Here is a 12,551-nt window from a genome sequence, read left to right as displayed (position 1 = left end):
CATTTGAAAGTGGCGCATGCCAAAATAATTCTTCTGACATGCCAGAGCTCAATACATATAAGGCATATTTATCCTCCACACACTCAATTTTGAGTATTGGAGGTTTCACTTTTTTTCTTTAGCAGAAGCATTTTGTGTCGACTTATTTAAGCCCATTGAAAAGCCATTGTTCTCTCCGCCAACTGATGCTGAAATCAGGTTCGCATAAAGTTCAAGCGTTTCTGGATAACTTAAATGGTAGCGTTCAAGAAATTCTTCATAGGCCATTGCATTGTCGCGAACAGCTCCGATATAACCCAAGTAAATGATCTTCGTTGCTTTCTCTTCTTTCAAAATGCTTATAGCTTTAGCGGCTTGTTCATCTTTATCGAGATGGGCCGTTTCACTTTGAATCTTCAAGAAATCTTCTAAAAGAGAGCTCTCTATGTAGCCAAGGTCACGCCCTTTTTGCATCGCGTAGTTTGTCAAAAACAAGGGATATACTTTCTTGCTTTCTTTCACTTCAACAAACTCACCGTTTTCTGCCTCTACAATACGTGATTCATATAGCTCGACTTTGTGAATTTTCTTACTCATCTTTTCGTCCTCCTCGTATAATTCAAATAAAAAAGAACCTTCAAGTGAAGGCTCTTCCGATTTATGGGGTTTCAATTTCTGCAACTAATGCGGGTGTAAAGCCTGTATGCCATTGCTCTTTTACGATTGAGTCTACAACCTCATCAGACATCGCCTCATAGTAAAATTTACCGTTGGCATCTTTCAATGCCCGAAATTCAAACTCCAGATTCGCCACTTCATCTGCACCGTTTTCAATCGCTTGAATTTTTAATCCTGTGATGTTTGATGCATTAGGGAAGGCAATCATTTTTGTGACATCTTGAAATTCGTCTTCAATATCAGCAGTCAAGATAAAGTCTTTGCCTTTTGATTTCTCTCCAAGAGCATATACACCTGTTTTTAAACCTGTATTTTCTAGTCCGAATAGCTTTCGCACAACCGCTAATGGGGCATTTGCAGCCGTTACAGTGAATGTCATGAAATTCACTTTCGTAATGCTACCTAACACTTGGTTTCCACATTTTAATTGTTTTTCCGATACATCTGATTCCCCTTCAAGTGAACCAACACACCCAAATGTAGTTCCGGCTTCGTACGTGTCTCCTTCTTTAAATTGAATACCTACATTGTTGATGCTAACCGCATCAAAAAAAGTTACTGGTGGCATTTATAATTCCTCCTCTATTGTCTGTAGCAAATCTATTTCAAGTAATCTAATGATCGCTGGTATAGCTACATCTCGGCCTTGGTCCATGAACTCAAGTGGTGTTCGATTATGCGAACCTATCCCTTTGTCTGGAAACACAAGATAACCCGAAGAGCCTCTTTTATTCGCTGCTCCACCCTTAGGTTTTACAACCAGTTCTAAATTTCTATACTCAGCTTTTGCCCAATCACTTGTAGCTGCGTGCGTTTTATTTCTCTCTCTTCCTTTTCTTGTAGAAATGGGGATGAGAGGAGTTATTTTAGATTTAACTTGTTCAAGCCCGTATTTCTTTAGGGATTCATTCATTGAAGCTTCTGCAGATTTGCCTAGGTTCGTTAACCGTGTAGAGAGTTTTTCAATTTCACTATAATCAAATTCGATTCGTACACTCAATCGGAATCGACCTCCTAAAGTTGATGCTGATAACATCAACAAAACGATCGGTATCTTTGACTTTTGCTCTTAACGGGATGGTATTTACAAACTCCACTGTTTTAACGTTTAAAAGAGTTGATATGATATCTAACACAGTTTCATCGACATCATCTCTATCCTCGGAGTAGTAATCAATTTGTAGAGTTTGTGTTAATTTGGTGCGGTTATCAGTAGGATTTAATGCACCAAGCACGAAAACCATCGCCCAAAAGCGTGTCCCTTGTTCAAAAGCGCTTGCTTCTTCAGATGTGATTTCATCACGAAACAAAAGAATGGACGGGAAATTGGCTTTCAGATTAGTGATGATACTTGTATTCACACGCTGGATATGTGCTTTTGCTTTCTCATTCAATACGCACACCTACCTTTTGCAAATAAAAATAGAGATATGTTCGATCATCATCACGATCTGCCTTAATGACATCGTATTCCTCATTCTTGATGTATACCGTTAAATCATTTTTTGATATACGTAAAAACTTAGGAGGGTTCAAGGTTTTCACCTTTAAATCTAACGAGCTGTTCATCGCACCAATCATTTGGTAGTCACTTTCGCGAGCAGACAAAATACGAAAGGCGAGCTTTCCTTCTTCAAGAAAAGTCTCACCTATCTTTTTTAAGCTTGCTGTCCGTTCAGTAATTTTCTTTCCATAAATCAAGTAACCATCGTTTAAGGTTTCGCGATAAGGATTTTTAGATGATTTCAACATTCGCTTCACCCCTTAGTTTGATGGCGACTCGCATGCGTAACCTCATCAGGTCATCTGAAAAATTGATTAGAAAATCATCTGCAGCATTATTAAATACATAACGGCATCTTTCTAACAACAATTCTTGAACCACTAAGTCATCTACAAACTCCAATTCACTTCCAACAATGTCGTTAAAATAAGCTTTGCTTCGTTCGATGATTTTAATTAAATCTTGGTCATCGTCACTCCAAGTGACATTTAGTCGCCCTTTTAAATCAGTTAAAAAATCCATGTCTTCACCTACTCTTCGTCAGCAGGATTTTTAGATTTCGTCTTAGTCTCGGTTTTTTTTTCTGCTTTGGTTGTGACTTCTTCTTTTTCAGTACCTTGTTCCTCTTCTTCTTTCAAGTAGACATGTCCAAGTTTCGGATGTACCTCTGAAAGGAAAGAGACACGTTTAGCAACAGCTTTAAAACCATATGCCGGGTATGGGTCGCCTGGTTTATAAACATGTCCGTCATGATGAACTTCTTTGAATTGACGAATAGCAATTACTTTGGCCATTTATAGGACCTCCCTAAATTTAATAATTTTATGATCAAGGTGTTTCTGGTACCGGTTCACCAACAGCTGTGATATCAAACACTTGGAATGCATCATTATCTAACGGACGACCGTTTGCTAGTTGACGGATGAGATACAAACGTTGGTCTTCAATCATTCGTAACACATCTGTGGATTCTAGTTTTTGTTGCCCAACTACACCCATAAAATAATCACTAGGCTTACCAGATACCATTCGGTTAAGTGGTACCGCTGGAGACTGAATGATATCCAAGCCAGGAACTGCGAAGTTATCAAACGTCCATGAACCATCATCTTTTTGTTTTGCACCAAGAGCAAAGAACTTTGAAGCATAATCAAAAGGATTAACAATTAAGGTAACCCCTGTATAACGTTGAGTGCCGCCTTTGGTCGTAGGTGCAAGAATTTCTTTACCGATTGTTCTAGGGGTGAAATCTTCTAATACGACAGAAGTCTTGTCTGTATATACACCAGCAACAACTGCTGCGTCTAAATCTTTAGTCATCCCAATTGGTTGCTTGTTTCCTGTACCTGCAACGACTACATTTTCAAGTTCATCTGAAACGACTTCTTGCATGAACAATCGAACATATCGATCTAACCATTCTGGCCCAAGTTCAAACATCGCTTTACATACAACTAAAAATCCGCTTAGTTTAAACATACCTTGTTCAATTGTTTCAAATCCTTCATCAATCATTTCCTTGATATCTTCACAGACATCACCCCAGAAAGCTGTAGCTGCACCTGGTTTACGTACGACCCAGTTTGTAGTTGCTCCAACCTGTTGAAAATTGATTCGTGAAAGTAATGGATGTTCTTTTTGAAGATCTTCGAATACTCGCTCGAATACTGTTGGTGGCATCAAAATGCTTGTTTCACTAAACGATTGGGCTTCAACTGCAGCATTATAGAATTTCTTCTCTTCGCTTGTTAGTACACGCACTCCACGAGAAGCAAGTACTTGCTCATCCCAGTTTTCTGCACGAGCCTGACTTGCTTCTTTAATGACGTTATCCATCAATTGTTGATAATGATCAATGTTGTTTTCGTAGTTTTCAACGATTCGTTGAGCAACTATTGAAGAGTCTCCACTTTCAAAAGCTTCTTTCATCGCCTTAATCTGTTCATCGCGATTCTTGATTCCGTCTTTATTTCGATCTAAATTTTTCACCATTTCTCGTTCCTCCATTTTTAACCATAATAAAAACGCCTACTCGTTTGAGTTGCGTTTGAATTGGTCCAATATATTTTTAGTCGAACTCTGAGTGACACTTGCAGCAATAACGCCATGTTGAGGAGTGTTTTTATTTCGGAATTTTGAAAGAATAACATTCTTCACTTCTTCGGGATCTACGACCTTAGACTTTTCATTCACACGGTCTGCTAGTCCAAGTTCTACAGCCTCTCCTGCCGTAAGCCAACTTTCCGCTTCAATCAGGCTTACAATTTCTTCGCGCTCTCCTGTATAACGAGTCATATAAATATCTGCGATTGATTTATCGATGCCTTCTAATGCATTCAATGTTTTTTGGATATCGGATTTAGTTCCCCAAGCAATTGTAGAAGCTTCATGAATCATCAACATAGATCCTATATTCATAACTAAATCATCTGCGGCCATTGCAATTAATGAAGCTGCACTTGCTGCTAATCCATCAACATGGACGATTACTTTTGCTGGATGATTCTTTAATTGATTATAAATAGCGATGCCATCAAACGCATCCCCACCACCACTATTGATGAAGACATTGATTGTGTCAGACGTGATACTCTTCAAAGCCTTCTCAACGTCACTAGCAGAGGTTGATTCTCCCCACCACGACTCTCCAATGTCCCCATAAATAGTTAAGTTGGATACGTTCGCATCCTCATTTACTTCTGCTTTGAATTGGTGTTCGATTACTGCTAAATTATTGAACTTCTCATTCTTAAATCGTTTCTTTGTCATCAGTTCTCACCCCCCTTCGATGTAGTAAGTGCTTCACCATTCTGTCCATTTGTTAAATAGTCTTCAACCTCTTGATAGTTTTTGGTAATGAAATGTTTATCTGCCCACTCTTCTTCAATCGGTTCGTATCCCATGCGTTCGCGATTTTCATTTACATTGGTCAAACCGCTAGATAACATTTTATCCAAGGCTGTTGCCATTTTTGCGATATCTACATACTTGATTAAAGATGTATCCACCTGCATGTAAGTACGTTCTAAATATTCCTTTTTGGTATACATCTTTCTATTATTTTCATCATTAATGATTTCAACAATTGGATTCACACCAAGCATGAGAAAAGAATCCACTTGACCATCTACATCAGCTAAGTCGCCTTTAAGCAAACCTTTCGGAATGTGTAAAGCCATCGAGACGATATCGAACACATCATCTATCAACGCACGTAAGTCTCGACTGTTAGGATGATGTCCTTTGATTTCCGTGTATTTCATACCTTTGGTAAAAGGAAGTACCGCACCACCTTCGGATTTGAAAAATGATTTAAATTGATTGTTGAATAAATCATCCCGTGCGGCTTGCGCTTCATCTGTCAGGGCCTGTGTACTTTCGATTTCCACCAACGCCCTCATTGAATTCCCACTTTTGTAAGAATGCATAGAGGCAGCTAATATTTTTCCGAAACTTTCATATAGTCCATCAATTAGACCGATGATTCGATTGTTATTCAATTTATAACTTAGAACTTCAGACTCATTAAATGTCTTTTCTAATTTTAAATCCCCTAACATCACATCTGAATATAAGTTTTCTCTCAACGCAAATTCTTTCACGTTCCAACTGTCAGCTATGTGTAGTTCTTCTCCAATCATTACTACCAATGCTTCGTTGTTGTATATTAAATTTGAAACAAAACGATGCATGTATTCCGAAGCATTTTGATTCTTATTGGGCTGGACGTTAAACAAGTAGTAGTTATTCGCTCGAATCTTTTTACCTTTTTCATAAGTATTAAACTTAGATCTGACAATGGCGTTTGCAATCAAATTGATGGATGTCTCGATTGCCAATTTTTTATAATATGACTCGATTGACAGCTCGTAAAATTCGCATTCTTTTAGTGTAAAACTACCTTTGGGCATCAGAAATGAGCGAAAGAAATCGGTAACTCCCATTAATTTTCACCTCCTTCTAATTTCATTAGAATGTAATGGCCTTGTAAAACACCATGGGTTGCTCTTCTTTGATTTCACTATCTATTGATAGCGCGTGCAACAGAGCAAAGAATCCATCCGTTTTACGTGTCTTAGGTTCAATTTTTTTGTACGTTATATTCCCTTTATTATTCATCTCAACAAACACGTTATTGGTGTACCACCTCATGGTCATGTTGTCTCCATACACGATTTCTTCGTTAGCAAACATTGTTTCTACAAGTGGACCAAGTTTACTATGCGTTTCAGGACCACTTCGGACTATTCGTAATGGCAATCCTTTTAATTCAAACTCATTTTGCAAGACACTTGCTCTGTGGCTATCAGCTGCAATGTTGACGATTTGAAAATGTTTGGCTTGTTCTAAAAACCATGCAGATAGATATTCAGGCTTAATTGATTCATCATTTACGATGGTAATTAACCCTTTATTAACCGCGACATCTACAGGGAAATTGATTCTTCGGTTTTCTAACTTCAGTGCTTTGTGACAAATAAATGTATGCTCATACCAATATCTTTTACCGTTCTTTTTAAACTGCAGACCAACTGAACAAAAGTCTTTTACGCTTGCATAATCAACTCCACCGATACAACTCATTCCTTTAAAACTTTCTAAATCGAATAGTTGATTTGTTGCTTCGATTTTTCCCCATTCAGCAACGGCGGTATAAGCATCTTGTGCGGGTAGGTTCATACGTTTCGTCATAAACTCCATCGCTAATTGAGGCTGATGAGGCATTTTAATATATTGTTTTTCTATCTCACTTTTTAAATTCGACATAAAACGAATTGAAGGGTTTGCTTTTTCCCATTTTCTTTTGTCATGAACCTCGTCTTTATGGTCCAGTTTGAAAAGCATGGGCAACATTCGACTATCCGTAATTTCTCCTTTTAATATCCGGTCAGATAAATCTAGATAATCATCTAATACTCCGCCTCGAACATTTCCGTTTGTTGTAATATAAAAAGTCCTGGAATGCTTTCGCTTCCCAAGACCTGAGGTAAATACTTTAATTAAATCATAATTTTCGTAAGCGTGAACCTCGTCGAATATTAAGCAGCCTGAACGTAGAGAATCTTTCGTCTTTGCATTGGACGTATAGTATTTAATTCTGGATTTAGTCTTTCTATTAACGATTTTTTCTTTTGTCTTGTAAAAGAATTTCTTGAGTTTTACCTCGTGATCTTCCAACACATTATAGATGTCATTGAATGAAGTGATTGCTTGTTCTTCACTATTAGCTATGATTTCAATATCATATCCAGTGATTCCATGATAATGAGTAGAGAAATAAAAGGTTAACGGGCTGATAATACCGTTCTTCCCATTACCCCTTGCCATTAATATAAAGAACTCATCAAAAACTAATGTGTCATCTTCATAAAAGCAATGTGTAATTGCTAATACGAATTTTTCCCAACCGAAAAGCTCATAATCAAAATACTTGTGAATGACACGCAATGCCTCATCAATTTGAACGTTAGCAATTCGAACACCAGGTTCTCTTAATTTCCTTCGAACTAAATTCACCATCAACTTAATTTCTTTCGATGATTCTATTTCTCCTCGCTCGATGGTATGTAAATAGTCATCAATGAAAGGGTGGAATTCACATGTCTTCTCCATCTACATCACCTTGACTTTGCGTGGCTGGAGCTTTTAACCCTAATGTCGTTAAGATTTTCAACATTTGTGTGTTGTTTTCATTTCTCGACTTTATTGCAGGATTCATTTTAAATCCATCTCTTGCCGGCAGCATAGTACCTTCTTCTTCAATAACTAAAACTAATTTAGTGTCTAAGTCCCAAAACTGCATATACTTTTCAATCATGTCTACATAATGATGACCATAAATCCCGTTAGCTTCTAACTGATCGATTAAATCCTGTCGGATATCTCCACGAGCATTCACCTCATCTCCTCCCTTCATAATTGTTAAATTCTAGTATTTGCCTTACGCGAGGATTTCAAAAAATCTCTCTTGTCACTTCCTCCCCTCGTTGCCGGTCCTCCATGTATTTTGTGAAAAGTTTTGACCGGGGGGTGTTATTGAACCGCCTTGTTATATTTTTGGTTGAATGTGATTATATAATCCAGTTGACTCGCATTCATATTCATCTTACTCATCGTGAAAGATAAGCGATTGGCATCTTCTAATCGTTCTCTTACTTGATATGGCTTCATCTTCCTGCACTTCCTTGTGTTCACGCAATCTCGTATACGATGGAACAGATAATAGGCGTGCCTCATGAACGCATTAAGGATGTCACGTTCGACACTGGTTCGTTGTCCTTCTTTACGAATCAACTCCTCAATGTATGTTGTTTCATATTCGCGAGAGTTATCAAAGATAATCATTCACCAACGCTCCTCATTCATGAAATGGTTTTCTTTCTTCTTCATATGTTCTGCCATACGATCATGTACTTTGTTATGACACTGCTTGCAAAGACACATAAGATTATTTATGGTAAGCGACAGGAACGGATGTGGCTTAACTTCTTTGATGTGGTGAACGCATTCCGCCCTATGGTACTTACCATTTTTCTTACACATCTGACACTCGTAGTTATCTCTAGAAAGAGCGAGCTTTCGTATAGCCAACCATTCTCTGGACTTATAAAACTTCATTAGTTCATCCGCTTGAATGTGTGCAATCAGTCGTTGAAATCTCTGTTGGTCCACTCCATCCACGCACCTCCGTTATGCTAATCGCTTGTTAGACATAACAAAAGCATCTAAGCATAAAGCCTAGACGCTTTTGTATTAAAAATAATAATCGTTAAAACTACATGACTCGGATGCAACTAATTAAGAAGTAGATGGATTATCGTCCAAACTATCTCACTTAATTAGTATCTCATGTTATATTCCAAATCTCCTGCCATAATCCTGCCAAAAGTCTGCCTCTTTTTATATGGTTGTATTGTTTATTAAACAAAAACAGTAACACATATTTCTGAAGCACTCGTTAGTTGAAGAACTTTTCTTCTGCAAGTTGCCTAATATAATCTGTTCCCCATATTCCTAATGTTGAATACTTCTGCCATTCCTCAAGATTGATCGGTCTTAATTCTTCTAGCCCTTTCATTAACATACAATGACCAGGCTGATAACCAATTTGTGAACTAAAGTAATCTGGTTCTATAAAGTCCAAATCCAGTGGACGGTAACCAGTAAGCATTTCATCTAAAGCTGTTTCATGTATACACCTAACATGTACTACACCTTGTTCTAAAATTTTTTTCCCAGCAATTGCTTCATATGTAGGAGGAATATTTCCTACCCAATCAACTAATCCTGCCAAAAATGTTTTAGTAGGGCTTGCCATATAGTTCCTTGTTACCTGCACAACTCTACCACAAGCAAACTTCCCATCTTTTAAGGGGATAGCCCAATACTGTCCAGGAATTAATGTTTTATTACTCTTAGGTTTAAAAGGGTATTTAATATCCACAGTCTAATCTCCTTCACCTAGATTTAAATTTTTTTATATAAAACGGAATCCTTATTTAACTAACTTTTGCCCCTTTAGTTCAATAAGAAAAAGGCTTTACGCCTTCTTAAGAATAGCACCTCGTTAGTTGAAGAAGACACTATCCTAAGTTATTTAGTTTAGTAACGCTTTTAATGCTTCTTCAATGTCTGATTTTAAATCATTTTTCGATTGATCATATAACGTTCCAGAACTTTTAAAATATCCACCATAGTAATGCCATAAGTAAATAGTGTCTGCATAAAAATCTTCATCATGTTTTGGACCCTCGTAATTAATTGCTATTTGAGAATGGTACTCTTTTTCCATACAGTTTTCAGAAGTTAATCCTTCTAATTCATCACCGTCAATGTCTCTGCAAATCCAAACCCTTAAACTTTGTTTACCATGGCTTTCAAATTCGTTGACATATTTTCTTTGAAGAATTGTACTCCATTGTTCCCCTAACTTCTCCAATACAATGATATTACTTTTAAGTTCTTCGTTAATCTCACTTTGGGGAATTGTGATATAGCTGTCATCAGATGTTTTGACTTCCTGATGTTTAAACAATTTTTTAAACGAATCGAACATACTTTTCCCCCCACCCTCAAGTGTATATATAAATTCCAGCTTTCTTGTTCAACTAAACAGCTGCGTTAGCTCAATAAAAAATGAGTAAAGCACCCGTTTGTCAAAGAAGGTATTCATCTAATTCTGTATATTTTGTGCAAACTCTATGGCTTGTTCAGTGGAATAAATTAGAGATGAATTACCTTTTGATTTTCTAAGTTCTAATGCTGACTGAAAGCAATTCATTGCATCTTCTAACCTATTTAATTCTAAGAGGCACTTACCTTTGTGCTGAAATGCGAAATCTAAATGTGAATTTTCATCCGTTTCCTCACATCTAACTAATGCCAAATTAAATTTCTCCAATGCTTCTTCAAGTTTATTATCATATTTCAAAGCCTCGCCAAGACGAATTAAAGAGATGATTTCTTTTTTGTAGAGCTTTTCCTCGATGGCATACTTAAGGTTTAATTCTAAATAGTTAATTGAAATTTTGGGCTCCCCATATATTCTATAAAGATTTCCTAGTGTTCCATATAGAAAATACTTTTCCTCTTTATTAATTAAAGCATCTTCTTTTATTTGTTCTAGAAATACTTCAGTTTTAATAATAAATTGTTTTAACTTCGAAAGATTTGATGATTTCTCGCGAAGATACTGATTTGAATCAAAATAAATAATATCAGTAATTGAAGAAAGGTCTTCTCTCAACTTTTTGAAATCCATACAAATCCCCCTTTCATTAAAACTCTGTTCATTCAACAAAAACACTTTCTTGTTGAACTAAACTGCTGCGTTAGTACAATAAGTTCAACAAAAAATGCGTTAATCCTTCTTGGTTCAACTCACCCGTTAATTGAATAAGACTTAGTAATCTTCATAACAACTTACCTGTAAAGCAATACCTAGTTCACCAATTAACTTAATTGATTTAGGTTCAAATACAAGATTGCATTGTTTTTCATACCAAACTCCAATAACCAAATCGATATCTTCTGCACCGCATTTACGAAAAATATCAATATGTTTTGATAAGGTTAAAGCAATCCAATAAAGACCAAAATCTTCGTTATCTTTGAAATCCTTTGGAGGACATAGTTCACCATTGCCGTAATCTGTTGGTTTACCTATGTTTTTCCCCCTATTTGTTATATCCCCAACTTCAATTTTATTTTCTAATGTAATCCCACTTTGTTTTTCAACCACTTTGGGCGAAAATTTCTTACCATAAAATTGGCATCGAATATCCATTTTCTTTATCATCATCAAAACCCACATTTCATTTGTTCTAATACAACTTATTTCTTCAATATGAACAGAAAATCCTTCTTCAACTAAACTGCTTACGTTAGTTCAATAAGCTTCCTGATCTTCAACTCAAGAACCTGTTAGTTGAACAAATCTTTAATTTATTAGTTCTTTGAAAAATTCTTCTAATTTCGGTGCATCATCAAGGAATACATACTCTATACCATCAGGACCACCATCAGTTCTATTTACATATATTTTCCCATCTACATAATTGATAATTATTGTTGCCCCTTCTTTCGTATCTACAACCACTTGTGCATTTGGTTGTGGAACCTTTTCTCCTGAAACTCTGTTAGGTTTATACTCATTAAACCATTCAACTACTTTTATATAATCATCTATTGTAACCTCTCTGATATCTGCGCCCTTTTCCCATAAATGAATGGCATCAACTTGATTTATTACAATAGGTTGGTGGAGAAGCAAACTATCCATAAATTCTTTATTTTGTTCATATTGTTGCCACCCCAGTATTGCTATGAATAGAATAACAACAATTGATAAACTGATGTAAAATTTTCCTTTCATGATTACCTCCTACTAATAGTGATTTCTTTATTAAAGCAAAGTTCTTATTAAAGAAACCTGCCGCGTTAGTTTAATAAAAAAAAGGCTTTACTCCTTCTTGAAGTAAAGCACCTCGTTAGTTTAATAAGGTTATTAATAATTATCAATATTAAAGTGGAACCAGCTTAGCCCCACTATTTTAGGTGACGAGCATAAACCTTCGAATGTTATATGGTTTTCTTCGTAAATAAAAGGACCCATCACTTTGATTTCGTTACCCAAGTGACTCGCTAATTGAAGTACAAAAAATACTGCATTTTCAGGTTCAGCAATTTGTAATTTCGTTTTACATACAAGCTCATACTTCGTTTTATCCTTCCAATAGGGCTCCAATGATAAAGTTTCAATTTCTCCAACTTCTTCAGACAGTCTTGTTATTATTCGTTGTGCTTTTTCCTTTGTTGTTGTATTAATAAAAATACGCCAATCGATTGTCTTAAACATTTATTTTACTCCCGCCTCTGCTCCCAAATATAT

20 protein-coding genes are annotated in these 12,551 nt (G+C 36.3%); all 20 read right to left on the bottom strand.

Annotation, left to right across the window (positions count from 1 at the left end):
* Positions 1–105: 105 nt before the first annotated feature.
* The 20 genes from ACFPYN_RS03065 to ACFPYN_RS02970 all read right to left on the bottom strand — a co-directional run bounded on the left by ACFPYN_RS03065 (position 106) and on the right by ACFPYN_RS02970 (position 12,518).
* Entirely contained in the window at positions 106–576 is a 471-nt protein-coding gene (locus ACFPYN_RS03065) for a hypothetical protein (RefSeq protein ID WP_377732447.1), read from the bottom strand.
* A gap of 61 nt (positions 577–637) precedes the next feature.
* The gene (locus ACFPYN_RS03060; protein ID WP_377732446.1) at positions 638–1,225 is read right to left on the bottom strand and encodes a phage tail protein; all 588 of its coding nucleotides are present in this window, start codon (positions 1,223–1,225) and stop codon (positions 638–640) included.
* Positions 1,226–1,657 (bottom strand): hypothetical protein, encoded by a 432-nt coding sequence (locus ACFPYN_RS03055; RefSeq protein WP_377732445.1) that lies wholly within the window; start codon positions 1,655–1,657, stop codon positions 1,226–1,228.
* Positions 1,635–2,051 (bottom strand): hypothetical protein, encoded by a 417-nt coding sequence (locus ACFPYN_RS03050; RefSeq protein ID WP_377732444.1) that lies wholly within the window; start codon positions 2,049–2,051, stop codon positions 1,635–1,637. Before ACFPYN_RS03050 ends, ACFPYN_RS03055 begins: the two co-directional genes overlap by 23 nt.
* Entirely contained in the window at positions 2,044–2,409 is a 366-nt protein-coding gene (locus tag ACFPYN_RS03045; RefSeq protein WP_377732443.1) for a phage head-tail adapter protein, read from the bottom strand. The genes ACFPYN_RS03050 and ACFPYN_RS03045 overlap by 8 nt, the downstream gene beginning before the upstream one ends.
* A complete protein-coding gene (locus ACFPYN_RS03040) occupies positions 2,393–2,683 on the bottom strand; it encodes a hypothetical protein (RefSeq protein WP_377732442.1) in 291 nt (96 codons plus the stop codon). Before ACFPYN_RS03040 ends, ACFPYN_RS03045 begins: the two co-directional genes overlap by 17 nt.
* Before the next feature lie 8 nt (positions 2,684–2,691).
* Positions 2,692–2,955 carry a hypothetical protein gene (locus ACFPYN_RS03035; RefSeq protein WP_377732441.1) on the bottom strand — a complete coding sequence of 88 codons (264 nt, stop codon included), beginning with the start codon at positions 2,953–2,955 and terminating at the stop codon, positions 2,692–2,694.
* A gap of 34 nt (positions 2,956–2,989) precedes the next feature.
* The gene (locus ACFPYN_RS03030; protein WP_377732440.1) at positions 2,990–4,153 is read right to left on the bottom strand and encodes a phage major capsid protein; all 1,164 of its coding nucleotides are present in this window, start codon (positions 4,151–4,153) and stop codon (positions 2,990–2,992) included.
* Between the two features lie 36 nt (positions 4,154–4,189).
* Positions 4,190–4,930 (bottom strand): head maturation protease, ClpP-related, encoded by a 741-nt coding sequence (locus ACFPYN_RS03025; RefSeq protein WP_377732439.1) that lies wholly within the window; start codon positions 4,928–4,930, stop codon positions 4,190–4,192.
* On the bottom strand, positions 4,930–6,105 hold the full coding sequence (locus ACFPYN_RS03020; protein WP_377732438.1) for a phage portal protein: 1,176 nt from the start codon (positions 6,103–6,105) through the stop codon (positions 4,930–4,932). Before ACFPYN_RS03020 ends, ACFPYN_RS03025 begins: the two co-directional genes overlap by 1 nt.
* Positions 6,106–6,130: 25 nt before the next feature.
* Positions 6,131–7,774 (bottom strand): terminase TerL endonuclease subunit, encoded by a 1,644-nt coding sequence (locus ACFPYN_RS03015; RefSeq protein WP_377732437.1) that lies wholly within the window; start codon positions 7,772–7,774, stop codon positions 6,131–6,133.
* A complete protein-coding gene (locus tag ACFPYN_RS03010; RefSeq protein WP_377732436.1) occupies positions 7,758–8,060 on the bottom strand; it encodes a P27 family phage terminase small subunit in 303 nt (100 codons plus the stop codon). The genes ACFPYN_RS03015 and ACFPYN_RS03010 overlap by 17 nt, the downstream gene beginning before the upstream one ends.
* 134 nt (positions 8,061–8,194) lie before the next feature.
* Complete coding sequence (locus ACFPYN_RS03005) at positions 8,195–8,506, bottom strand: hypothetical protein (protein ID WP_377732434.1); 312 nt, start codon at positions 8,504–8,506, stop codon at positions 8,195–8,197.
* Entirely contained in the window at positions 8,507–8,704 is a 198-nt protein-coding gene (locus ACFPYN_RS03000; protein WP_377732634.1) for an HNH endonuclease, read from the bottom strand.
* A gap of 415 nt (positions 8,705–9,119) precedes the next feature.
* Positions 9,120–9,605, bottom strand: coding sequence for an Imm26 family immunity protein (locus ACFPYN_RS02995; RefSeq protein ID WP_377732433.1), 486 nt, complete (start codon positions 9,603–9,605; stop codon positions 9,120–9,122).
* A gap of 153 nt (positions 9,606–9,758) precedes the next feature.
* On the bottom strand, positions 9,759–10,217 hold the full coding sequence (locus ACFPYN_RS02990; protein WP_377732432.1) for a hypothetical protein: 459 nt from the start codon (positions 10,215–10,217) through the stop codon (positions 9,759–9,761).
* 117 nt (positions 10,218–10,334) lie between these two features.
* A complete protein-coding gene (locus tag ACFPYN_RS02985; protein ID WP_377732431.1) occupies positions 10,335–10,922 on the bottom strand; it encodes a hypothetical protein in 588 nt (195 codons plus the stop codon).
* A 141-nt stretch (positions 10,923–11,063) separates the two neighbouring features.
* Complete coding sequence (locus ACFPYN_RS02980; protein WP_377732430.1) at positions 11,064–11,459, bottom strand: hypothetical protein; 396 nt, start codon at positions 11,457–11,459, stop codon at positions 11,064–11,066.
* A gap of 141 nt (positions 11,460–11,600) precedes the next feature.
* Positions 11,601–12,035 (bottom strand): hypothetical protein, encoded by a 435-nt coding sequence (locus ACFPYN_RS02975; protein ID WP_377732429.1) that lies wholly within the window; start codon positions 12,033–12,035, stop codon positions 11,601–11,603.
* Between the two features lie 132 nt (positions 12,036–12,167).
* The gene (locus ACFPYN_RS02970) at positions 12,168–12,518 is read right to left on the bottom strand and encodes a hypothetical protein (RefSeq protein ID WP_377732428.1); all 351 of its coding nucleotides are present in this window, start codon (positions 12,516–12,518) and stop codon (positions 12,168–12,170) included.
* Between the last annotated feature and the right edge of the window lie 33 nt (positions 12,519–12,551).

The organism is Paenisporosarcina macmurdoensis (genome assembly GCF_042658845.1).
GTDB lineage: Bacteria > Bacillota > Bacilli > Bacillales_A > Planococcaceae > Paenisporosarcina > Paenisporosarcina macmurdoensis.
The sequence above is the reverse complement of the archived record's forward strand: the minus strand, read 5'-3'. Positions and strand labels throughout refer to the sequence as shown.